Annotated in this window: 14 protein-coding genes and 1 pseudogene; 2 read left to right on the plus strand and 13 right to left on the minus strand. The window is 72.7% G+C overall.

What is annotated here, in order from left to right:
• The first annotated feature begins 125 nt into the window (after window positions 1-125).
• A complete protein-coding gene (locus JMV16_RS15580; RefSeq protein WP_201495193.1) occupies window positions 126-1,436 on the plus strand; it encodes an Hsp70 family protein in 1,311 nt (436 codons plus the stop codon).
• Here the strand turns inward: JMV16_RS15580 and JMV16_RS15585 are convergent.
• The 9 genes from JMV16_RS15585 to JMV16_RS15625 all read right to left on the minus strand — a co-directional run bounded on the left by JMV16_RS15585 (window position 1,433) and on the right by JMV16_RS15625 (window position 15,128).
• The gene (locus JMV16_RS15585; protein ID WP_201495194.1) at window positions 1,433-2,092 is read right to left on the minus strand and encodes a YecA family protein; all 660 of its coding nucleotides are present in this window, start codon (window positions 2,090-2,092) and stop codon (window positions 1,433-1,435) included. The genes JMV16_RS15580 and JMV16_RS15585 overlap by 4 nt on opposite strands.
• Window positions 2,093-2,270: 178 nt before the next feature.
• Window positions 2,271-4,085 (minus strand): PhoX family protein, encoded by a 1,815-nt coding sequence (locus tag JMV16_RS15590; protein ID WP_201495195.1) that lies wholly within the window; start codon window positions 4,083-4,085, stop codon window positions 2,271-2,273.
• The gene (locus JMV16_RS15595; RefSeq protein ID WP_201495196.1) at window positions 4,085-6,010 is read right to left on the minus strand and encodes a PhoX family protein; all 1,926 of its coding nucleotides are present in this window, start codon (window positions 6,008-6,010) and stop codon (window positions 4,085-4,087) included. The genes JMV16_RS15590 and JMV16_RS15595 overlap by 1 nt, the downstream gene beginning before the upstream one ends.
• A gap of 26 nt (window positions 6,011-6,036) precedes the next feature.
• Entirely contained in the window at window positions 6,037-6,864 is an 828-nt protein-coding gene (locus JMV16_RS15600; protein ID WP_201495237.1) for an ABC transporter permease, read from the minus strand.
• A 5-nt stretch (window positions 6,865-6,869) separates the two neighbouring features.
• Window positions 6,870-7,694, minus strand: coding sequence for an ABC transporter ATP-binding protein (locus JMV16_RS15605; protein ID WP_201495197.1), 825 nt, complete (start codon window positions 7,692-7,694; stop codon window positions 6,870-6,872).
• 66 nt (window positions 7,695-7,760) lie between these two features.
• Window positions 7,761-8,792 (minus strand): ABC transporter substrate-binding protein, encoded by a 1,032-nt coding sequence (locus JMV16_RS15610; RefSeq protein ID WP_201495198.1) that lies wholly within the window; start codon window positions 8,790-8,792, stop codon window positions 7,761-7,763.
• A gap of 75 nt (window positions 8,793-8,867) precedes the next feature.
• Window positions 8,868-10,169, minus strand: coding sequence for a TRAFs-binding domain-containing protein (locus tag JMV16_RS15615; protein WP_201495199.1), 1,302 nt, complete (start codon window positions 10,167-10,169; stop codon window positions 8,868-8,870).
• A 10-nt stretch (window positions 10,170-10,179) separates the two neighbouring features.
• Window positions 10,180-13,752 (minus strand): WD40 repeat domain-containing protein, encoded by a 3,573-nt coding sequence (locus JMV16_RS15620; RefSeq protein WP_201495200.1) that lies wholly within the window; start codon window positions 13,750-13,752, stop codon window positions 10,180-10,182.
• A complete protein-coding gene (locus tag JMV16_RS15625; protein ID WP_201495201.1) occupies window positions 13,749-15,128 on the minus strand; it encodes a toll/interleukin-1 receptor domain-containing protein in 1,380 nt (459 codons plus the stop codon). The genes JMV16_RS15620 and JMV16_RS15625 overlap by 4 nt, the downstream gene beginning before the upstream one ends.
• 125 nt (window positions 15,129-15,253) lie before the next feature.
• On the opposite strand from JMV16_RS15625, the gene JMV16_RS15630 reads away from it, so the two are divergent.
• Window positions 15,254-16,009: an SDR family oxidoreductase gene (locus JMV16_RS15630; RefSeq protein WP_201495202.1), complete on the plus strand. Its 756-nt coding sequence runs from the start codon at window positions 15,254-15,256 to the stop codon at window positions 16,007-16,009.
• A gap of 4 nt (window positions 16,010-16,013) precedes the next feature.
• On the opposite strand, the gene JMV16_RS15635 is transcribed toward JMV16_RS15630, so the two are convergent.
• From JMV16_RS15635 to JMV16_RS15650, 4 genes and pseudogenes are all read right to left on the minus strand, one after another.
• Window positions 16,014-16,445 (minus strand): DUF1353 domain-containing protein, encoded by a 432-nt coding sequence (locus JMV16_RS15635; RefSeq protein ID WP_201495203.1) that lies wholly within the window; start codon window positions 16,443-16,445, stop codon window positions 16,014-16,016.
• A 17-nt stretch (window positions 16,446-16,462) separates the two neighbouring features.
• Complete coding sequence (locus JMV16_RS15640; RefSeq protein ID WP_201495204.1) at window positions 16,463-21,955, minus strand: CHAT domain-containing protein; 5,493 nt, start codon at window positions 21,953-21,955, stop codon at window positions 16,463-16,465.
• Between the two features lie 96 nt (window positions 21,956-22,051).
• Window positions 22,052-22,990: a septal ring lytic transglycosylase RlpA family protein gene (locus JMV16_RS15645; protein WP_201495205.1), complete on the minus strand. Its 939-nt coding sequence runs from the start codon at window positions 22,988-22,990 to the stop codon at window positions 22,052-22,054.
• Window positions 22,990-23,822, minus strand: a pseudogene (locus JMV16_RS15650) (hypothetical protein); the annotation flags it as partial. The gene JMV16_RS15645 and the pseudogene JMV16_RS15650, both read right to left, overlap by 1 nt.

Raw genomic sequence — 23,822 nt, forward strand, 5'->3', positions numbered from 1 at the left:
CAGTGTCACAGCGCGCGCCCTTTCGTGCCTCCCGAGAACGGGGGACCGCGTGTGCCATTTCACGCCTCCTGCCGGCAGTGATGCGCCGTCGCTACAATCGCGCGCCCTTTCGAAGGCTGCGCCCCATGCCCAAAAAGACGCCCACCGCGCCTACCGGCTTCGTCGCCATCGACTTCGGCACCTCCAATTCGGCCGTGGCCTTGCCGGCAGGTGAGGGCGTGCGTCTGGTCGCGCTCGAGGCCGGCCAGCCGACCATGCCGACGGCGGTTTTCTACCGCGCTGACACCCCGACCCAGCAATTCGAGGCCGAGCGCCTGTACGGCCGCGCTGCCGTTGCCGCCTATGTGGAAGGCATGGACGGCCGCCTGATGCGCTCGATGAAGAGCATCCTGGGCTCGTCGCTGCTCGACCAGGGCACCGACATCGGCGCCGGGCGTTCGGTGCGCTACCGCGACGTCGTGGTCGGCTATCTGCGCCATCTGCGGCGCAGCGCCGAGGCCGAGGCCGGCTGCGAGCTGCCGCGCGTGGTGCTCGGACGGCCAGTCTTCTTCGTCGACGACGACCCGGCGCGCGACGCCCAGGCTCAGGCGGCGCTGGAGGCGGCGGCGCGCAGCGTCGGATTTGCCGAGGTGCAGTTCCAGTTCGAGCCCATCGCGGCGGCGCTGGACTACGAGGCGCGCGCCCCGCGCGAGCAGCTGGTGCTGGTGTCCGACATCGGCGGCGGCACCTCCGACTTCTCGCTCGTGCGCGTAGGCCCGGCGCGGCGTGGCCGCGTCGAGCGCCGCGATGACATTCTGGCCAGCCACGGCGTCCACCTGGCCGGCACCGACTTCGACCGCCATGTCGAGCTCGCCGCCATCCTGCCGCTGCTGGGCTACCGCAGCCTGCGGCCCGCGCGGCCCGGTGAGCCGGCGCGCGAGGTGCCCAGCGGCGTCTATTTCGACCTCGCCACCTGGCACCTGATCAATACCGTCTATGCGCCCTCGCGCGTGGCCGAGCTGCGCGCGATGAAGACCTGGTATGCCGACCCGCGCCACCATGCGCGCCTGATGGCCACGGTGCAGGAGCGCCTGGGCCACGCGCTGGCGGCGGCGGCCGAGCAGGCCAAGATCGATGTCGCCCAGCAGGGCCATGCCGAGATCGACCTCGGCGCGCTGGAGGCGCGGCTCACCGCCACGCTGGCCGGGGCCCAGGCGGCGGCGGCCATCGAGGCCGACGTCGAGCGCATCGTGCAGGCGGCACGCGAGACCGCGCGCATCGCCGGCGTCGCGCCCGAAGCGGTCGACGCGCTCTACTTCACCGGCGGCTCGACCGGCCTGGCACCCCTGGTCGACCGCATCGCGGCGGGCTTTCCGGGTGCCGAGCGCCTGCGCGGCGACCGCTTTGCCAGCGTGGCCCAGGGCCTGGGCCAGCACGCACGCGTGGTGTTCGGCTAACGGCGAGTCCCGCGCCGCGGCCCGCGGCCGGGTGGCAGCCGCCGCGCCGGCGTTGCCGCCGCCTTGCGCGGCCGGGTGACATCGGCGATCAGCATCAGCGCGCGCACCAGATCCTGCACCGCCTCGGCCAGGTCGGACGGCGGCTCCAGCGTCTCGATGACCTCGATCAGCGCGTCGGCGTCCTCCAGGTCGTCGGGGTCGAAGTGCATGAAGAGCAGGGCCAGCGGCTCGACCAGCTCGGGATCGTCGCTGGCCATCATCTCGGGGAAGAACTCCATCGCGGCGGCAAAGCCGGCGCTCCAGGGCAGCACGGCATCGGCCGGGTTGGCCTCGCCCTCGTTCTCGATCTCGAGCGGAAAGATCCAGGGGTCGAACCACTGGCGGTTGGCGATGGCGGCATCGAGTTCGGCATGGCGGCGCAGCACCAACGCCTGCAAGGCCTGAAGCGCGGGCCCGGCCGGCGCCGGGCGGCCGTCGACGTCGGCCACATGGGCCAGCCAGCGCGCCGGCGGCGGGCGCCGCGGCTGCAGCAGCACGCCGCAGAGATAGCCATCGAGCGCGGACACGTCCAGCGGCTGCAGCGGCGGCGGCAGCGCGTCGAGCAGGCGCTGCAGTTCCTCGATGTCGGCGTCGGCCAGCGGCGGCAGATCAGGCATGGTGTCCCCACGACAGGGGATTTGCTCCGGGCCGGGCCGCGGCTAGATTCACCCCTGTCGGTGCCGCGGCGGTGAATTGTCCCGCAGCCGGCAGCCCAGGTCCCAACGACGTCCTTCTCGGAGGACTTGTCCCAGCCCGCTGCGCCACGCAGCGGGCTGTTTTTTGCGTTCGGCAGCCTCAACCGCCCACCGCGCCCCCGTCCAGCCGCCGCACCGCCACCACCGCCGAGCGCGGCCGGCCAATGGGGCTGAAGTCAGGCCAGTTGGAATGGCGGCGCGGCTGGCCCGGCTCGCTGCGACCGCCGCCCGCAACCCCGGGATGCGCGACGGCGACGAACATCGTCTCGGCGCCCGGCGTGAAGGCGGCGCCGGCGATGGCGGCGTGTACCGGGCCGACCAGGAAGCGCCGCGGCGCGCCGCCTTCCGGGGTGAGCGCATAGAGCGCGTTGTTGCCGGCCTGGCCCGCCGCCTTGGCGCCATCCTGGTTCACTGCCCGCCCCTGCGGCGGCGGCGGCGCGCCCGTGCCCATCCAGACCCGGCCGCGCGGGTCGGCGGCCAGGCTGGCCGGCGCGGTCCAGCCCTCGCCGCCGGCCGCGCCCAGGGCCCAGGTGAAGCGGTCGGGCTCGGCGCCTTCGTGCCAGCGCAGCAGATGGCCGCCGGCGTTGCGCGGGCGCGGGTTGGCGGCGTCCACGGCCGGCTGGCCCGGCGTGCCGCGCAGCGGGTTGCCGGCCATCGCCGCGTGTACCCAGCCACCGGCATCGATGGCCAGCGCGCAGGCGCCGTCCAGGCGCGTGCCGCCCAGGCGGTCGGCGGCGGTGCGGGCCTGCACCAGCAACTCGCCGGCGTCGGCAACGCCGGAGCCGGTGGCCAGCGTGAGCCAGCGCCCGCTGCCGTCGGCGTCGAAGCGCGCCACTTGCAGCAGGCCTTCGTCGAGCAGCGTGGCATTGGCGGCGGGGCCGCCCTCGCGCACCTTGTCGCGGCTGACGAAACGGGCCAGCGGCTCGTAGGGCGTGGCGTCGGCCAGGTAGACGATGGTGCGGCCGTCTGCCGCCTGCGCCACCGCCAGCGCGGCGTGGGCACGGCGGCCCAGGGCGGTGCGCTTCACCGGCACGGCGGCGGGGTCGCGCGGGTCGAACTCGATCACCCAGCCGTGGCGGTTGGGCTCGTGGGGGTGGCGCACGCTGTCGAAGCGCGTGTCGTGTTCGAACCAGCGCAGCGCCGGCTCGTTGGTCAGGCCGTAGCGGCGCTCGTGGCGCGTGGGCTGGTCGGCGCTGGCGAAGATGTCGGCCAGGCCCGATTCGCCGGCCAGGCAGGTGCCCCAGGGCGTGAGCGCCAGCGCAGTGATGGGGGCGGCGCCCAGCACGCGCCGGCCCGTAGCGTCGGCCGCGGTCTTGAGCAGGGTGTGGCCGGCGGCCGGGCCGGCCAGGGCCAGCGGCGTGGCGGCGGTGATGCGGCGCGCCAGCGCCGAGGGCTGCTGCAGCTGCCAGCCGGCATCGCCGCGCGCCACTTCCACGATCGAGAGGCCGACCGCCGCCTGCGACTTGCGCACTTTCTCGGCCGTCCAGGGGCGGGCGCCGTCGCGGTGCAGCGCGCCCTCGTCGGCCAGGCCATGGCCCAGCACGAGCAGGCCGCGGCGTGCGCCGTCCAGCGGCAGGTATTGCAGCGCCGCGATCTGCTGGCCTACCTGCAGCGCCTGTTCGGCCGCGCTGTTGCCGGCGTCGGCGCGCCAGGCCGGTTGGGCGTCGGCCGGGCCCACCGCGTCGCCCCAGCGCACCACGGCGGCGGCGGCATGGTCGGGGGCCAGTTGCAGGGCATCAGCGTTGCCCGGCGCGATCTCGGTGAAGCCGATGCGCGTCGGCGCGGTGGTGTCCACCAGTGCGCAGCCGGGCAGGCCGGCCGCGGCCAGGGCCCAGCAGGCGCCGCTGCGCAGGACGGCGCGGCGGCCGGGTTCGGCGTCGCTGTCGCTCAACCGCGGTTCTTCCAATGTGTCCATCAACTTCCGATGGGCCCGCCGTCGGCGCGGCGTATGGCCACGGTGGCCGAACGCGGGCGGCCGCCGGGCATGTAGTCGGGCCAGTTGGAATAGCGCGCCGGCTCGGCCGGGTCGCTGCGGTCGCTGGGCGTCTCGCCCGGGTGCTGGATGTTGATGAACACGGTGCGGGCGTCGGGGGTGAAGCTCAGGCCGGTGACCTCGCAGTGGGTGGGCGCAGTGAGAAAGCGGCGGATCTCGCCGCTGGCGGTGTCGCAGGCCAGCATCTGGTTGTTGCCGATGCGGGCGAACTCACCCTTGTACATCTGGGTGGCGTGGGCGTCGGTCTGTATCCACAGCAGGCCGCGCGGATCGAAGGCGATGCCATCGGGGCAGCCGAAGAGATCGCCCTTGATGTTGCCGCGGGCCTCGGCGCGCGGGTTGGCGGGGTCGCCGGCCAGCACGAAGTGGTTCCACGCGAAGCCCAGGCCGTCGAAGTCGCCGTCCTCGTGCCAGCGGATGATGCCGCCCATGCTGTTGTTGGCACGCGGATTGGCGGCGTCCACGCCGGGGCGGCCGGCCTCGCCGCGCAGCGAGTTGTTGGTGAGGGTGCAGTAGACGTGGCCGCTGCGGCTGTCGATGGCCAGCCATTCCGGGCGGTCCATCTTGGTGGCGCCGAGCAGGTCGCTGGCCTGGCGCGCCTTGATCAGCACCTCGCCCTGGTCGGCAAAGCCCTGGGCGGCGGTGAGCGGGCCTTGGCCCTGCACCAGCGGCAACCAGCGGCCGCGGCCGTCGGCGTCGAAACGGGCCACGTAGAGGGTGCCGTGGTCCAGCAGTTCGCGGTTGGCGCGTGCGCCGCCGGGCTGGATGCGGTCGCGGCTGACGAACTTGTAGATGTATTCGAAGCGCGCGTCCTCGCCCGAATAGACCACGGCGCGCTGGTCGCGCGTGACCGCCACCCAGGCGCCCTCGTGCGCCGCACGGCCCAGGGCCGTGCGCTTGACCGGCGTGCTGTCAGGGTCGTGCGGGTCGAGCTCGACCACCCAGCCGAAGCGGTTGGGCTCGTTGGGGGTGCGCGTGGTGTCGAAGCGCGCGTCGTGCTCGTGCCAGCGGTAGCCGAAGCCCTTGGGACGCAGGCCCCAGCGCAGCTCGTGGGCGTCGGGCTTGTCGCTGGTGCTGAAGTAGCCGGCCCAGTTTTCCTCGCCCGAGAGATAGGTGCCCCAGGGCGTCTGGCTGGCGGCGCAGTTGTTCAGGGTGCCCAGCACGAGCCGCCCGGCCGGGTCGGCGGCGGTTTTCATCAGCGCGTGGCCGGCGGCCGGCCCGCCCACCGCGAAGGGCGTGTCCATGGTGATGCGGCGCGCATGGCGCGAGGGCCGCACCATGCGCCAGCGGTCACCGGCGAGCTCGACCTCGATCACCGACAGGCCGTGCGCAGCCTGGCTTTTGCGCACCTTCTCGGCCGTCCAGGGCTGCATGCCGCCAAAGTGCAGCAGGCCGTCGTCGGTGTACTCGTGGTTGAGGGCCAGCAGGCCGTGGCTGCTGCTGCCGCTGAGCGCGAAGAACTCCATGCCGTCGTGGTGCATGCCCATCTGCAGCGCCTGCTCGGCGGCGCTGTTGGAGGCATCGGGCTTGAAGGCCGGCATGCGGCCGGGAACGCCCACCGCCTCGCCCCAGGGCGCGAGCACGGTGGCGACATAGCCTTCGGGCACGACGAGGCGGTCGCCCAGCCCCGGCTCCACGCCCTTGAAGCCCAGCTGCGGCGGTGCGGTGACGCCCGCGCCGGGCGCTGCGCAGCCCGCCAGTGCGGCGGCCAGCGGCGCCAGCGTGGCGCCCAGCGCCGCCCCCGTGCCGCCGCGTAGCAGGACGCGGCGCGCCGGGTCGCTGAGCGCGTGGATGCTGGGGTTGGACGAGCGGTTGCTGTCCTCCATCGTCGTGGGGTGCTTGGCCATGTCGGGCTCCGGCTGGGGGGTGGTCGTCAGATTTTGGCGGTCTCGCCGGCGCGCGGCTGCCAGACCAGCAGGCGCCGCTCGACCACGCCGACGGCGGCATCGAGCGCCAGTGCGAAGGCGGTGAGCACGAGGATGCCGGCCATCACGGTGTTGATGTCGAAGGTGCCCTCGGCCTGCAGGATGAGATAGCCCACGCCCTGGCTGGAGCCCAGGTACTCGCCCACCACGGCGCCGACGAAGGCCAGGCCCACGCTGGTGTGGAGGCTGCTGAAGACCCAGCTCGTGGCGCTGGGCAGGTAGACGTGCCGCAGCAGCTGGCGCGGGCTGGCGCCCAGCATGCGCGCATTGGCCAGCACCACCGGGCTGACTTCCTTGACGCCCTGGTAGACATTGAAGAAGACGATGAAGAAGACCAGGGTCACGCCCAGCGCCACCTTGCTGGCGATGCCGAGGCCGAACCAGACCGCGAAGATGGGCGCCAGGATGATGCGCGGCATCGCGTTGAGCGCCTTCACATAGGGCTCGAGCAGGGCGCTGGCCATCGGGCTGAGCGCCAGCCAGAGCCCGCCGCCAAGGCCCAGCACCGAGCCGGCGACAAAGGCCAGCAAAGTTTCGATGAGCGTCACGCCGAGGTGGCGGTAGATGTCGGCATCGACAACGAACCAGCGCCAGACGCGCGCCAGCACGCTGAGCGGCTCGCCGAAAAAGAAGGCCGCCTGGCGCTCGTTGTCGAACATGAAAGGCGGCAACAGCCCCGGCGTCGTCATCAGATGCCAGAAGACGAACAGCGCCAGCAGCAAGGCCAGTTGCCAGGCGCGCAGATTGCCCGGTCGCGGGCGCAGGAATCCGAGCATCGCTTTCATGGCGCCACTGCCTGCAACTGCTGGGCATAGCCCTTCAACACCTCGTCGCGCAGCACGGCCCAGATGGCGGCATGCAGCTCGATGAAGCGCGGCTGGGTCTTGATCTCGGCCACATCGCGCGGGCGCGGCAGGTCGACCCTGAACTCGCCGATGGGCCGGCTGGCCGGGCCAGCCGAGAGCACCAGCACGCGGTCGGCCAGCGCGATGGCCTCGTCGAGGTCGTGGGTGATGAAGAGCACGGCCTTGCGCCGGCCCTGCCACAGATCGAGCAGCTCGTTTTCCATCAGCTGCCGGGTCTGGATGTCCAGCGCCGAGAAGGGCTCGTCCATCAGGATGATGTCGGGGTCCAGCGCCAGCACCTGGGCCAGCGCGACGCGCTTGCGCATGCCGCCCGAGAGCTGGTGCGGGTAGCGGCCACCGAAGGCGCCCAGGCCGACGCGGCGCAGCCAGTCCTCGGCCTGCGCGCGGGCCTCGGCGGCGCTGAGGCGGCCGCGGAACTCGAGCCCGGCCATCACATTGGCGAGCGCGCTGCGCCAGGGCATCAGGCTCTCGGCCTGGAACATGTAGCCGGCGCGCGCATTGATGCCGGCCAGCGGCTGGCCGAAGACCTGCACGGCGCCGGCGCTGGGCGCCAGCAGGCCGGCGGCGACATTGAGCAGGGTGCTCTTGCCGCAGCCGGTGGGCCCGACGACCGAGACGAACTCGCCGGCAGCGACCGCCAGGCTCACGTCCTGCACCGCGGTGTAGAGGCGCTCGGCGTGGCCGCGGTCGGCAAAGCTGCAGGTCACGCCCTGCAGGGCCAGCGCCGGAGCGGCCGTCATGGCCGCCCTGCCCATGGGACCGCGGCGAAAGGCCCGGCGCCGAAGCGGCTGCAGGGGGGATTCACGTCAGCCGCGGGGGTACTTCGCGTTGGCCTTGCGCACGAAGTCGTTGGTGTAGACGGCGCCCAGGTCGAGTTTGACCTTGGCGATCTCGGCGTCGATGCTGGCCAGTGCGCGCAGCGCGGTCTCGGGGCCCTTGTCGGGGAAGAGGCCATCGGGCGAAAGCGCGCCCTTGGCGGCCAGGAAGGCGTCGATGTAGACGGCGCGGTCGCCCAGCAGATAGCTCTCGGGCACGGCCTCGATGATGTCCTTGGGGCCGGCCGCCTGTATCCACTTGTCGGCGCGCACGATGGCGTTGGCCAGGGCCTGCACGGTGGCCGGGTGCTTGTCGATGAAGGCCTGCTGGGCATAGAGGCAGGCCGCCGGCATGGGGCCGCCGAAGACGCGCTCGGCCTCGGCCAGGATGCGGGTGTCGGACACCACCTTGAGGTCGCCGCTGCGCTGCAGCAGCGTGATTACCGGGTCGAGGTTGCTCATGGCATCGATCTGCCCGGCGCGCATGGCCGCCGCCGCGCCCTGGGCCGTGCCGACGCCGATCACGCTCACATCGGCGGGCTTGAGCCCGGCCTTGGCGAGCACGAAGTTGAGCATCACATGGGTGCTGGAGCCGGGCGCAGTGACGCCGATCTTCTTGCCCTTGAGGTCGGCCACGGTCTTGTAGCCGGCCATGGTCTTGGGGTTGACGCCCAGCACGATTTGCGGCGCCCGGCCCTGCAGCGCAAATGCGCGCAGGCGCTGGCCCTTGAACTGCATGTTGACCGTGTGCTCGAAGGCGCCGCTCACGACATCGGCGCTGCCGCCCACCAGGGCCTGCAGGGCGCGCGAGCCGCCGGCGAAGTCGACGATGGTGAGGTCCAGCCCCTCGGCCTTGAAATAGCCGCGTTGCTCGGCGATGGTCAGCGGCAGGTAGTACAGCAGGTTCTTGCCGCCGACGGCCAGCGTGAGCTTGGGCTTTTCCAGCGCCTGGGCCTGCACAGGCTGGCTGGCGAGGGTGGGGGCCAGCGCGGCAGCGGTGGCAATGAATTGGCGGCGGTCCATCGAGTTCCTCCAGGGGGCGCAGGCAATGTAGCGAAACGCCGCCGCCGCCGCGTCGGCATTCACCCGCGCCGGCGCTCAGGGGGCCGGTGCGGCCGGTGCGGCCAGCGCCTGCTGCAGCTCGGCCTGGGTCTGGCGCACGCGCGAGAGCTGGCTTTCGGTGGATTCGATCATCCAGTCGGCCGGCTGCAGTGCGCGCGCCGCCTGCTCGGCCGCGGCGGCGTCGCGGCCGAGGGCTACGCAGATCTCCCACTTCGAGGCCAGTACCCAATAGCGCTTGTCCGGCGGCAGCTCGGCGGCATCCTCGAGCATGGGTTCGAGATAGCCCAGCACTTCCTCGCGCACGCGCCGCGCCAGCACCTTGTCGGCGATGGCCTCCTCGCGTTCGCCCGCCTTGGCCGAGAGCAGGCCCCGCAGTTCGAGCAGCACCGCGAAATTGATGCCGTTGTAGAAATCCTGCTTGAGGTAGAAGCCGCGCGAATAGGCGTTGATGCTGGTGGAGAGGTCTTCGTCGCGGCCTTCCAGCTCCCACAGGCGCTTGTGTACCGCGCCCCACAGGCCCAGGGTCTCGGGGTCGTTGGTGGTGGCCGGGGCGATGGTCTCCAGCATGGTCTTGGCCTCCAGCAGCGCGTCCTTGGGCGTCGGCAGGCGCGACTTGTAGGTGGCCAGGGCCATCTGCTGCACGATGAAGCAGTCGCAGGGGCGGTCGTCGTGCAGCATCTGCAGCAGCGACTTGGCGCCCATGAAATCGCTCTTCTGCCCCGGCGGTGGGTTCATCTTGGCCATCGCCTTGTCGAGCATGCGCTTCTGGCTCTGGGCGTCGTCGGCGCTGGCCTCTAGACCGGGCGGCGCGGTGGCGGCTGCCGCCATCGCCTCCTTCAGCGCACTTTCGTTCGGTGGCGCCAGCCGCTGCAAAAAAGTGTAGACCGGGCTGTCCACCCGGTCCTGCGCCAGGATGCCCTGGATGTGGGCGACCAGCGCGTCCTTGAAGCGCCGGGCTTCGGCACGGCCTATGTCCTCGCCCAGGTGCTTGTAGGGCGTGATGACGATGTGGCTCACGTCGAAGGGGTTCTTGAAGCCGGTCTCGGCCACCACGATGGTGGCGCGCGGGCGCAGGCCGTAGCGCACGCCCAGCTCGAAGGCCGCGTTGACATTGCTGGTGGAGAGGTCGGCGATGACGAGGTCGGCGCGCAGCAGCTGCTCGTACATCGGCACGTCGATGGTGCCCGAGTGGCGGATCTCGTCGGCGCGTATGCACTCCAGGCCGGCGGCCTCGACCGCCTCCTTGATGACCGAGTAGGAGGCGTCGAGGTCGAGTACGCGGCCGTCGCTGTAGTCGATCTTCTTGCCGAAGCCCTGGACGACGAAACAGGTGGGCATGGACTTTCCTTCAGCCCCGTGCGGGGCAGATCTCGGGGGGGGCGGCGGGCGCGCCAGAGGCCGCCGCAGCGGCTGCATCGGGCGGGTCGGCGGCGATGGGCAGGCCGGGGCAGGGGCAGCGGTAGGGCAGGTCGGGCGAGACCCAGTCGCGCCACTGGCGGCGGCTGAGGTTGTGGCCCAGCTTGGCACACATCAGCGCAGTCCAGGTCGCGGGTGCCGGCCAGGGGCGCGAGGCGCCGCTGCGCAGCAGCGAGTGGAAGCGCTGGCCGTCGGCGCTGAAGGCCACCGCCGCCACCGTGCTGCGGCTGGCCTCCTGCGGTGCGCCCAGCGGCCGCCGCGTCTGCACATCCCAGACACGCACATTGCCGGCCGTGCTGCCAGCGACGATCTGGCGCCCGTCGGGGCTGAAATCGAGGCTGCTGAGGTCTTCGAACACGCCCTCCAGCGCCACCACGCGGCCCTCGCCCAGGCGGTGCAGGTGCAGGGCGCCGGGCCCGCCGGCCATGGCCAGCCAGTTGCCGTCGGGGCTGAGCGCGATGGCGTTGATGCTCTCGGGCGGGCCCTGGCGCGTTTCGATGTGCCGGCCTGCGGCGTCGGTGACGACGAGATGGCCGCGGCTGTCGGCCACGGCCATGCGGTGGCCGTCGCGGCTGATCGCCACTGCCAGCAGCGGGCAGCCGCTGGCAACGACCGTGGCCGTGGCGGCGCGGGCTTCCATGTCCCACAGCACCAGGCGGCCGTCGCGCAGGCCGCTCAAGCCGCGCCTGCCGTCGGCGCTGAGTGCCAGGGCGGAGACCAGGGGGGCTTCGACGCGGCTCTGCGGGCGCTGGCCCCCGCGGTAGCTGGCCTGGGCGCGCTCTTCGCTGGACTTGAGCGGCACGCAGGCGACCAGTGGCGTGGCAGCGACGGGCGCCGCTGGCAGCGCGCCCATCTCGCGCACCGCGCCGGCATCGCGCAGCAGCAGGCGGCCGCGGCGGTCGAGCATGAGCAGCCAGCGGCCGTCGCGACCCAGGGCGCCCAGGCGCGGCTCGATCTGGGCATCGATGGTGGCGCCCAGCGGCGCCCAGCTGTCGTCCAGGGCGAACAGGCGCAAGGGCGAGTCTTCGGCCGCGGCGGCGAGCCAGCGGCCGTCGGCGCTGAAAGCCACCGAGGTGACCGAGCCGCCGCGTTCGATCAGCGGCGGGCCGAGGGCTTCGCCGCTGGGCAGCTGCCACAGGCTCACCACGCCCTCGCTCTGGCCCGAGGCCAGCCAGCGGCCATCGGGGCTGAAGACCACCGACTGCATGTCGCCGCCACGGCCGCCCATGCGGGGCGCCGTCTGGCTGGCGTCGTTGAGATCGCGCAGGCGCAGCGTGTCGTCCTGGCCACCGAAGGCGGCGTGGCGGCCGCTGGGCGAGAAGGCCAGCGAGAGTGCGTCCTGGGCGTTGGCGAAGAAGGGGTTGCCCTTGATGAGGCTCAGGGGCTTGAGCGTGGCCGGGTCCAGCAGGTAGAGGCTGCCCGTCTTGGGCCTGTCCTTGTCGAGCGTGGTGGCGCTGGTGATGGCCCCGACGCTGCGGCCATCGGGGTTGAAGGCGACGCCGTAGACCATGGCGCCGGGCAGGGGCATGAGTTCCTTCAGCAGGGTGCCGCTGGTGGCATTCCACAGCCTCACAATGCCGTCGGCACCGCCGCTGACGAGGCGGCTGCCGTCGCCGTTGAAGGCCACGCTGTAGACCGCCTGTTCCTGGCCGACCGCGATGGCCTCGCCCTGGGCTTGCAGCCCCGGTGCCAGCTGCCACAGGCGCAGCGTGCCGTCGTCGCTGGCGCTGGCCAGGTGCTGGCCGTCGGGGCTGAAGGCCACCGCCTGCACCAGCTCCGTGTGGCCGGCCTGCCGCGAGATCACCTCCTGGGGCCGAGCTGCCGGGCGCAGGCTGACGCTGCCGTCGAGATGGCCCACGGCGAGCATCCCGCCCGCCGGCGCATAGGCCAGTGACACCGCGTCGCTGTCCAGCGGCACGGCCAGCGGCGAGAAGTTGAGCAGGTGCTGGCGTGCCACCAGTGCCGCCAGCAGCGGCTGTTCGATCTGCGCGTCCTGCACCATGTCATGCGCGACCAGCAGGTAGTGGTAGGCACGGGTATCGTCGCCGGCGCGCGTGCCGGCCAACATGCCCTGGGCCTCGGTGCCCATCAGCAGGGCCTTGGCGCGCAGCGATTCCTGCTGCGCCTTGCCCGATTCGAGCCAGGCGTTGTAGGCCGACGCCAAGGCCAGCCCGAAAGCCACCGTCAGCAGGGCCAGCGCATTGCGAAAGCGCCGCCGCGACTGCACCGCGTGTTGCAGGCGCTCCTTGTCGCGCTCTTCCTCGGCCTGCTTGCGCGACTCTTCGCGCAGGAGGGCCTGGTGTTCCAGCGCCAGCCGGGCATCGCGCGAGCCGCGCACGATGCCGACCAAGCGATCATGGATGAGCTCGATGCGCGGTACCCGGCCGGTGGGGTCGACGCGCAGCAGGCGCCGCTTCATCAGCGTTTCGAGCTCGGCGGCGGTGAGCCGGCCGCTGTCGATGGCGTCCTGGCGCGGGTAGTTGCCGCGGTAGCGCCCGCCCTGGATCAGCTGTTCCTCGATGAAGACCGAGACGCGCGCCGGCATGCCGGCCAGGGCCTCGTTGTAGAAGTCGAGCAGGATGTCCTGGCCGGCCTTGCGCAGCAGTTCTTCATCGATGCGCGCCGGCCGCACGCGCCGGTTGTTGAGCTGGAAGCAGCACAGGCTCAGCAGCACCGGCTCGACCTCGGTGGCCGCGCCCTCGCCGCCGGCCTCGTCGCTGCCGAGCACGAAGTCGACGATGAGCTCGGCCACGCCCGGCACCAGCACCGCGGCGCCGGCGCGCTGCACCGCCTGGATCGCGGTCTCGCGCCCCATGGCCTCGAGGTGATGGGCCTCGCGCTTGGGCAGGTTGGCGCGCTTCTCCCAGCCCTCGACCGCGGCCAGGAAGTCGGAGCGGAACGACAGCACGACGTGGTATTGCGGCGACTGCAGGTTGAGCCGGCGCGCCGCCTCGCGGTCTTCGGCCAGTTCGGCCGGCAGGCGGTTGCCGGCCAGATCGGCGATGCCATCGAGCATCTGCCTGATATGGGCCGGCGAGCCGCCGCGCGAGAAGACCTCCTCGAACTGGTCGAACACCAGCACCGGCGTGAGTGGGAAGTTGTCGGGCGTCCACAGCGGCCGCTCGCGCCGCTGCAGATAGGCCCACAGGCGCTCGCCCGGCTCGGGCGCGGCCGCATCGGCGCCGGTTTCGGCCACGGCCATCAGCAGCCGCGCCAGCGCCTGCAGCTGCGGAGGGGGTGCGCCTTCGGTGTAGTCCAGGCGCAGATAGACCGGCAGGAAGCGCGCCGCGCGCAGCGCCGGAAAAACGCCGGCCTGCAGCATCGAGCTCTTGCCCAGGCCCGATTTGCCGTACAGCGCGACGAAGGGCGACTGGCGTATCAGCCGCAGCAGCTCGGCGCTGTCGGCGTCGCGGCCGTGGAACCAGCGCTGCGCCGCCTCGGTATAGGCCTCCAGCCCCGGCCAGGGGTTGTCGTCGTCGAGCTGCAGGGCGGCGGCGTCGCTCATGTCGTCGCGCGGGAACGGGCCTCGCGCACCAGCTGGCGCAGCTTGTCGACAGCGCGGCCATCGGGTTCGCCGCCGGGGGCGTGGCCGAAGTTGATGCCGCGCGTGACCCAGGCCTGCACCGAGGCCTGGTTGTAGGTCTCGGGGTGGTTCTCGGCGTCCACCACCAGGGGCAGCAGAAAGGCGCGGTTCATCTCGGGCAGGCGGTCGGTGGCCTGTTCCCATTCACGGAAGACGAAGGCCTCGGGCCGCGTCGCCGCCGCTCGCGAGACCACAGGCAGGAAGTAGCGGCAGCCGCGGATGCCGTCGTGGATGCGCTGGCGCCAGCGGTCGGCCGGCTCCAGCGTCTGGCCGTCGAACCAGATCTCGTTGTCGGCCACGCCCAGCTCGCGCAGCCGCGCCACCAGCGCCAGCGCCGGGGCCAGATCGGTGGTGCGCGAGTAGCTGACGAAGAACATCGCGCTTTCGGGCGTAGGCGGCTCGCCGTCGTCGGGCTTGACGGCGGAGCCGCCAGGCAGGTGCTCGGCCATCCAGCGCCGGTGCAGCTCGGCCACGAACTCGACCGGGTCGACGTTGCTGAGCACCGCCGTCTCGGGGCTGTACTTGCCGAGGAAGCCGATGAAGGGATCTTCCTGGCGTAGCGGCTCGACCAGCCATTCGCGCCCGCCCTTCTGGTCGGCCAGCCGGCCCTTGCGCGCGGCGCGCAGGATGAAGCGGCTCAGCCAGTCGGGAAAATTGCAGCCGATGAGCAGCAGGTTGCGGTCCTGCAGCGCACCCAGGAATGCCGTGGGCGCGTGGCTGCCGCGGGCGATGACGTTGTGCGCGTACTCAAGCACGTCCTCGTCGTGGATGGCAAAAAGCGGCGTCGGCCGCGCCTTGCCGAACAGGTAGAGCAGCTGCGTCGCGCCGCCCTTTTCCTGCCAGTCCAGCGGCAGGTCGCTGCCCTCGCTGGTGGGCAGCTTGGGCGAATGCACGACCTCGTTGACGGCGCGGCCCTCGGCCTGCAGCGCCTGCAGCAGCAGGTCGTCGGGCGTGAGCGTGACCAGCAGGCGGAAATCGCTGATCTGCGCCAGCTGCTGCATGGGCGCCGGAACCTGCAGGCCCTGCTTGCGCAGATCGCGCATCGCGAGGTGGATGTCGCCGTAGAGATCCTGCATGTCGGCCGTGCCCTTGAGCAGGCTGACGGCCTCGTTCAACTCGCGGTAGGGCGTGAGGCCGCCGGGCGGCAGCGCGATCTCGTAATCGGCCAGCAGCTTGGCGGCCACGCGCGCCTGCAGCGAGCCGCCGTCGGCATCGCGCAGCAAGCGCGCGCCGACCACCGGCACGACCATGCCGTCGCGCATCATCGCCAGCAGGCGACCCCAGGCGGCGTCCTTCATCACCGTCGTGCGGCCGCCAACGCGGGGCGGGGCGCATCCCACTGCATCGCTGCTCTCATTGCACCGTCCAAAGCCGGCACCATAGCGGCCCGCGCCCAGGATGCCATCCCTACTAACATCGAGCCATGAGCCCTGCGAGCCCCACCCTCCTCGTCACCGGCGGCAGCCGCGGCATCGGTGCCGCCACCGCCCGCCTGGCCGCGGTGCGCGGCTGGGACGTCGCCATCAACTACACGCGCGATGCGGCAGCCGCCAGCGCCGTGGCCGATGCGGTGCGCGCCGCCGGGCGCCGCGCCTTCGTGCTGCAGGCCGATGTGGCGGTCGAGGCCGAGGTGGTGGCGATGTTCGCCGCGCTCGACCGCGAGGGGGGGCTGCTGGCCGGCCTCGTCAACAATGCCGGCGTGGTGGACGTGGCGGCGCGGCTGGACGGCATGGCGGCGGGCCGCATCGAGCGCATGTTCGCGATCAATGTCTTCGGTTCGATGTGGTGCGCTCGCGAGGCCGTGCGGCGCATGAGCACCCGCCACGGCGGCCGCGGCGGCGCCATCGTCAACCTGTCGTCGGTGGCGGCCCGCCTGGGCGCGCCCGGCCAGTACCTCGACTACGCCGCCGCCAAGGGCGCCATCGACACCTTCACGCTGGGCCTGGCGCGCGAGGTCGCGACCGAGGGCATACGCGTCAACGGCGTGCGCCCCGGCATCATCGAGACCGACATCCACGCCTCGGGCGGCCAGCCCGATCGCGCCCGGCTGATGGCGCCCCAGGTGCCGATGCAGCGCGCCGGCAGCGCCGACGAGGTGGCCGAGGCCATCGTCTGGCTGCTCTCGGACGCGGCGAGCTATGCCACCGGCACCGTGATCGACGTGAGCGGCGGGCGCTGACGGCTTAGCGCTGGCAGCCGTCGGGCGCGTAGACCACGGGCTTGTCCTCGGCCGGGTTGGCAGCCGGGTCGCCGAAGCGGCGCACCGCCTCGTAGACCCACCAGGCGCGCAGCGAGGACATGCCGTCCTCCTTGCACATGGACTGCAGGATGCGGTCTGCGGTCTCGCGGTGGATCCTGCGGTCCAGCCGGTTTTCGCGCATCAGCTGGTAGAGCGCGTCGTGTACCAGCGAGCCGCGCATGAAGTTCTTGGTGTCGATGGTGGGCCCCGAGGGGCCGTCCCAGGCATAGCCCTTGCGGATCGTCAGCTGGCCCTCGGTCGTGAGATCGATGTACTCGGTGTCGATAGGTGCGGGCGGGCGCAACGGGATGGCGACCACGCAGTCACTGCGCAGCTGGTACTTGTAGCCGCCGCGGTAGGCGATGCACTTGACCATTTCGATCTCCTCCAGAATCAGTTCGCAAAACCCTGCAGCAGGGCCATCAATTCCCGTGCCGCTGCTGCCTCTTCATCGGAGGCGGCAGCGGCATGGGGCTCCAGCACGAAGTCGGCCTGGTCGGCCACCGATTGCCAGTCGCTCCTGGCATCGGCGCGCAGATGCAGTTCGACGAAGGCGGCGCGCAGCGCGTCCAGGCTTTCGGCCAGGTGACCGCCGGCCACGGCCATCAGCCATTCGAACTCGATCTGCGCCACCTCGCTCCAGAAGCCGGGCGCGCTGGCGCGGCGCAGGCGCAGGCTCTGCCGCACCGGCTCGGTGGCTTCGAGTGCGCAGCCCGCGCCTTGCAGCACCAGCGCCGCGGCGATGCGGTTCAGGCCTGGGTAGAACAGGTCTTGTGGCGCCTTGTCGGCGGCCAGGGCCTCGGCCTTGGCATAGGCGTCGAAAGCCGCCTGGCGTGCGGCCTGCAGCGCCTGGGCGTCCGGTCCGCCGGCGCTGGCCAGCATCATCGCGCGGCGCTTGGCCGCCGAGCCGCACAGGCACAGGCGCTCCACCGTCGGCAAGGTGTCGGCCAGGGTCTGCAGATCGGCGCCGGCCTCTGCAATGGCCTGCAGCGCGGCGGCCCAGGCCTTGGACTGCGGCCTGGCCCGGCGGCCCGCGGCGGCGGCGTCGCGCACGCGCAGATTGCCCAGCTGCTCGTACACCTTGATCGAGGCGCTGGCATCGCCTGCGGCCAGCGCGGCCTCGTACCAGGTGATGGCCTTGTCGCGCTTGCCGGCGGCCTCCCAGGCCACGGCAAAGGCCTCGGCCACCGCGCCGACGCCGCCCCAGCGGCCAGCCAGGTTCTGCTCCAGCGCTTCCAGCAGCGGACGCTGCTCGCTGGCGGGCGCGCCCATGTGGCGCAGCCGCACGGCGATCTCCTCCAGTGCCAGCGCCAGGCCCGAGGCCGAGGCGATGGCGGCGCTGGGGTCGGCAGGGGCGCGGCCGGCCTGGGCATCGGCAACCTGACCGCGGAAGGTCCAGTTCGGATCGCCATAGCACTGGTAGGCGGCCCAGGTCTTGCCGTTGGGTTCGGCAGCCAGGGCTGCCCTGCGCGCCTCGTACACAGCGGCTATGAAGCTGCTGCCGGCCATCAGCTCGCGGTAGAAGCGGCCGGCAAAGGCTTCGGCAGCGGCGTCGCCCACGGCCCAGCCGGCGACGACGACGCAGCGCACGCCGATCTCGATCAGCGCGTCGGCCACGGTGGCGGCAAAGGCGCCGGGGTCGGGCCGCAACAGCTCGCGCTGGCGCAGGGCGCCGAGGTGGCAGCAGTTCAGGAACACCAGCTCGGGCACGGCGCGCATGGCCCGGATCTCGTCGACGCCCAGGAACAGCTCGTTTGACAGCACGACGCCGCGCGTGCGCAAAACCTGGCCCTGCTTGCCGAGCTCGACCGGCTCGCCGTGGCCGGCAATGTGGAGGATGCGGTAGCGGCGCGCCAGCAGCTCGACGATGACGCGCGTCGCGTCGGGCTGGTCGATGAGTGCGGTCACGCGCTCCGGCGCCAGGCCGCCGGGGGCGGTGAGCTGCTGCGCCACCGCCTCGGCCTCCTGGCGCGCGCCGGGAAGGGGGGCATAGCCGTGCTTCTCTTCGATCAGCGGCTCGCCGATCACCAGCACCGCGTCTTCGGCACGGGCGTCCTGGGGCGCTGGGCGGAAGTTGCTCTTGCGCAGCTTGCGCAGCAGCCGGGTGCGCAGGGCCCAGGCCTCGCGCGGCGGCGACTCATCCTGGGCGGGCGCGGTGTCCAGCAGCTCCCAGGGGATGGGCGCGGTGCCGGCGTCGAGCTCGAGCACCATGCTGTCCTCGCCGGCCAGGAAGGGCTCGAGCTCGGCCGGCACCAGCAGCTGGAAAAGGGCGCGGCCCAGTTGCGGGTCGCTGGCCTGGGCGGTGGCGGCGTCGCGCACCAGGCCTGCGATCAGCTTGCGCTGGGTGGTCTGGGCGCGCACCTCGGTGCGAGCGCGGCGGGTGTCGAGCGCGAACGACAAGCCGTTGCCGTCGGCGCTGCTGGTGACGCTGATCATGTCGTAGGCGGCGCCGCGGTAGCCGTCGTCCTGCTGGCGGCGCAGCGGGCCGGTGCCCGAGGCGATGGCCGAGGCCAGGCGGTACAGGCGCGGGCAGGCCGTGGCCAGCATCTGCAGCTCGCGCCAGGCGTCGGTGGCGCGGTCGAGGTAGAGCTCGACCAGGGTGAGCCCGGCGATGCGCGGCCAGCCGCTGGCGGCCAGGCGCTGGTTGGCCTCGTGTACGCCCTGGGCGATGGCGCGGGCGGCGCGGCCCGGCGTGATGCCCAGGCCGCCACTGCCCATCAGCGTGGCGGCGATCTCGACACCGTCGCTTCCACCGCCTTCCTCGACCACGCGCTGCACCCAGGCGATGCAGCCCTGACGCACCGTGTGTACCAGCGCCCTTGTGCCCAGGCTGCCCTCCTCGCCCAGGCCGACCACGATGGCGGCCTGCGGGCCCGGTGGCGCGAAGGCGCTGCCGCTGCCTGTGCGCCGCTGGCGCACGAAGACGCGGTTGCTGCCCGCCGATTCGGGGTAGAGGCCGGCGTCCAGCGCCACCTTCATGCTGCCGCCGACGTGGCGGTCGAGCACGGCCTCGGTGCCGGTGAGCAGCAGCGAGCGGTAGTGGCCGATCATCAGCGGCTGCGCCACGAAGCTGAGGCTGCCGTTGAGCAGCGTCAGCCGCAGCGGCGCCTCGGCATCGATGGCGGTTTGCCCTTCGGCCGCCGGCTCGCCGCTGCGGAAGACATCGGCCTCGGTCTGCGCCGGGCGCGTGCGCGGGCGCTCGTGCGCCGGGCGCGACTTCTCGTGCCGCGGCGCGGCGGGCGCTTCGCCGCCGCGCAGGCCGTCCAACGGCGCCAGGCGTTGCGTGCTGCCTTTTTCGAGCAGCTCGACATAGGCCTCGAAGGCCTGGGCCTCGCTGGGCAGGCTGCCGTGGTCGCAGGCCAGCTTCCAGGTCGCGACACCGGGCAGCAGGGCCGAGGCCAGCGGCACGCGGCCGTCACCGCCATCGACCGCGTTGTCGTAGACGAAGCCATCGCTGCCGCCGGTCTGGAAGCCGTCGGGCGTGAACCTGGCGCTGCCCACCACCAGCAGCAGCTTGGGTGCCCAGGCGCGCAATTCGGCGGCGGCCTGGGCGTCCAGCCTCTCGCGCAGGGCGCGCGCCTGGTCCAGCACCGGCTGCGGCGGCACGCCCCAGCGGTAGACGGCCTCCTGCGCCTCGCCGGCGTAGCCGTGCCACCAGTTCTTCTGCTGCATCTGGTCGAAGTCGTCCTGCGCCAGCTTGGCCCAGGTTTCGGTCTTGTCCAGGCCCCGCGCCGGATCGGTCAGGCCGGCCTGCAGTTGCAGGAAGCCGGGCATGGCGGCCATGATCTGGCGCGCCGCGTGGTCCGACAGCGGCGAGCCCAGCGCGGCCAGCGCATTGCCGAAGGTGTCGTCGCCCGACAGCACCTGCATCGGCGCCCACGAGCCGGCGTTGGGCGTGCCCAGCATCAGCAGGCGCGCGTCGGGATGCGTCATCGCGCGCTGCCACACATGGGGGCATTCGAGCGCCATCGTGCGCGCCAGCAGGCCGCCCATCGAATGCGCCAGGATGCGCACCGGCCGGCCGCTGGCCTGGCGCGCGTCCAGCGCTTGGGTCAGGGCGGCGCCGAGGCGGCGCGCCTCGTCCTCAAGCGGGCGGCGCCAGTCGTAGGCGAACTCGACCACGTCGTGCGTGGCGGCCAGGTGCTGCATCAGCTTGGCGTAGACCATGCCGATGGCGCCGTCGGGCCGCACCTCGTCGCCCTCGGGCCGGTAGGCGATGCGCGCGAGGCCGCCGACGATGCCCAGGCTGAGCCATACGCGGTCTTCTCCAGCGGCCAGGTTGCTGCCCAGGATGCCGGGTAGCACGAAGACCGCCGGCTTGGTGGGGTCGCTGCCGGGGGCCACGGCGGCGGGCCCGCCGCGCAGGCCGCCGCTGTCCTGGCCCTGCCACGACAGCGGGCCTATGGGCTGGAAGCCGGCCGCCTTGTCCTGCGTCAGGCCCTCGACCACCGCGGCGGCGGTGCGCTCGTTGGCGAAGTAGCTGAAGTGCGAGACCCTGCCGCCGCGGTCGAGCAGGAAGCTGGCGCCGCCCTGGCGCGGCGCGCCGCCGTACATCGAGCGCGTCTGCACGACGATGTCGTTGTCGGTCCAGTAGAAGGCGTCGGCCAGCAGGGTCTTGACCCAGCTGCCGATGGAATCGCCTTCCATGTCGCCGGCCACCACGCGCAGTTCGCCGGCAATCGCCGCCGGCGCGGCATTCAGCCAGTTCAGCAGCGGCGTGTCGGGAATCATGGCCTCGAGGCCGGGGATCTCGGCCGGGTTGGCGCGGCGCCGCGCGACTTCGGCGATGAAGCCCAGCAGCGAGGGCGCGACCGGCACGCCGGCCAGGTCGAGCGTCCACTTCAGCACCGAGAGGTAGGCGTCGAAGCGCTTGGACGCCAGCAGCGTGCCGCGCGCCGGGCAGGCCACGCGCAACACGCGTTCGACGCGGATGTCCTTGGCCTGCACCGCCTGCATCAGTGCCTGCAGCTGGCGGCGCACGTCGGCGTGGGTGGTGCTGGGGAAGAAGGCCAGGTCGGCCGGCCCCAGGCTGCGCTGCGAGGCGGCGCGCGCCAGCGCTTCGGCCACCAGCCCGCCGCGCGAATGCGTGGCCAGGTGCAGGCGCGCGCCTTGCGGCAGGGCCTGTACCAGCGTCAGCGCATTGGCCACCGGGCTGGCGCCCAGCGTGGGGTGGTCGAGCGCGTAGACGTGGCCCTGGTAGTGCTTGAACAGCTCGCGCACGCGCTGCGGATGCTGCAGCCACAGCTTGCCGAAGGTGCTGACGCTGTCGACGAAGGTGCCGTGTACCAGCACCAGCAGCGGCCCGGCGGCGGCCGGCACCGCGGCCAGCTTGCGGCCGTTGCCCTTGAGCGACTTGCCCAACCCGTCGGCGGCCAGTTGGTAGACGCCGGCGTCGACCTGGGCGTCGACTTGCTGCACCACCTTGCTGGCGACAAACTTGACGGCGGCGTCCTTGGCGAAGCCGGTCAGCACCTCGAACGCCGACAGCACCACATCGCCGAGGAAGCCCTTGCCGCGCGTGGGCGCACCCTGCTCCAGGCCGGCCCAACGCAGCTGGGTTGGCACCGCCACGTCGCCGCTGGGCGCGGGGCCGCCCCGCAGCGTGCTGCCCTGGGCCCGCATCAGGTCGCGCGCCGTGGCCGGGTGCAGGTAGAGCACGGGGCCGCCGGCGATGTGCAGTGCCACCACATCCTCGCCCGGCGTGGCCGAGAGCCGCGTCGGCGCCCCGCCGTCGCGCACCGTGCCCACCTGCACCGCGGCCTTGACCTGGCCGCCCAGGCCGCCGTCCGTTGCGCCACTGCCGCCACTGCCGCGCAGCGCGCCGCCCGGTGCCCGCGCATGACCCGGCACGACGAAGGTGATGGGGGAGTTCTCGCTGGCGGCCATGGCGTCTCCTCGCTGGACGGGCGAGCATCGGTGCAAAGCGCGGGCCGGGCAAGCCGGCCCGCCCTCCGTCCTAGGGATGCGCGGTCAGCGGGGAGGTTAGGGCCGGGCCAGGGGCAGGGCGGCGATGCCCAGCAGGGCGCGCACGCGTTCGGCCGCCTGCAGCGCCAGTTCGCGCGTGGCGTGGGGCCCCAGCTGCACGCGTGCCAGGCCGTCTTCGTCGAACAGCTCCACGCGCGCCGGCGGCGGCAGCGCCTGGCGGGCGCGCTGCTGCAACTGCAGCGCGTTGTCGCGGTCGCGGAAGGCGCCCAGCTGCAGCCACCAGCCGGCGGTGGCTGCTTCGACGGTGGGTTCGGCCGGCTTGCTGGCCGGTGCGGCCTCGGGCTGTGCCATCGCCAGCGCGGCAGCGGCAGCCGGTGCGGGAGGGGGCGGCGTTGGCGACGCTGGCGGCGGGGGGGCAGGCGGCGCGATCATGGGAGCGGCCGGCGCCGCCAGGCCGGCACGGATCTCGGCGTTGGTGATGCGCCTCACCTCCACCGGCGCCACGCCCGCGAGCACGCCGAGCTTGAGCGCCGCGGTGTAGCTGAGGTCGATCACGCGGCCGGCGGCGAAGGGCCCGCGGTCGTTGACGCGCACCACCACCTCGCGCCCGTTGGCCGGGTTGCGCACGCGCGCATAGCTGGGCAGGGGCATGGTGCGATGGGCGGCGGTCATCGCATACATGTCGTAGATCTCGCCGCTGCTGGTGGGGCGGCCGTGGTACTTGCGGCCATACCAGCTGGCCAGGCCGGTCTCGGCCAGCGCCACGTCGCCGACCAGCGGCACATGGGTCTGGCCCATCACTTCATAGGGCTTGTTGGGACCGCCGCTGCGCGGGGCTTCAACGCGTGGCACGGCATCGGGCACGCGCTCCAGATGGGGCGGCGGGCGCGCCTCGGGGCCGTCGCGCTCGCTGGCCGGCGGGCGGCTGGCACAGCCGGCCAGCACCAGCGCCAGCGCCGCCAGCGTGAACGTGCAGGCGCTGCGCCGGCTCATCATCAGGGCGTGGCGCGCGGTGCCTGCTGCGCGTGCATCAGCTCGACGCGCTCGCGCCGCAGCAGCTTGCCCAGGCGGTCGGCGTCCTCGATGTCGATGGCCACCGGCTGGCCCAGCTTGGGCGCGTACCAGACGGTGCGGCTGAACTGGTTGCTGACGAGGCCGCCGGCGCGCGCCGTCTCGTAGGTCCAGCCGCTGGTTTCTATCGGCAGGGCCTCGAACTCGCCGGCCGGCGTCTCGATCTTGCGCAGGCGGCCGACCTTGCTCGAGCCCTTGAACTCGATCTCGCCGCGGCCCAGGCCCGGGCGCTCGTATTTCTCGACGAAGCGCACGCTGCGGCGCTCGCCCGGCTGGGGTTGGGACCACCAGAGTTCCTGCGCCGGCTCGAACTGCGAGGCCGAGCCGTCGGCCTGGCGCTGGCGCTTGAGCCGGCCCTGGGCGTCCATCGCCGTCTGCTGGCCGTTGGCGAGCAGCTGGCCGTCGTCCAGCACCTCTTCGATGGCCGTGGTGTAGGAGCCGAGCACCGTGTCCTTCCAGGTATCGAGCACGCGGTAAGTGTAGGTGTCGCCCTCGGCATGGCCGAACTCGTTGATGCGCGGCGTGTAGAGCGGACGTTCGCCGCCCTGGCCGGTGGCCTGGGTGCGGGCGGTCGGGGGCGCAGCCGCGGGCGTGGGCAGCGTGGGCGGGATGGGTGCCGCGGGCGCGGCGGCCTGGAGCACCTCGGCCACCGGCAGCTCGGCGCCCGGCGCGGCTGCAGCAGCAGCAGCAGCGTTTGCCGGGGCGGCGACAGCAGGTGCCGGAGGCGGCGCCGCAGCCGCCTGCGCGAGGGCCGGCG

It is taken from the genome of Rubrivivax sp. A210, assembly GCF_904426505.1.
In the GTDB taxonomy this organism is placed as follows: Bacteria; Pseudomonadota; Gammaproteobacteria; order Burkholderiales; family Burkholderiaceae_C; genus Rubrivivax.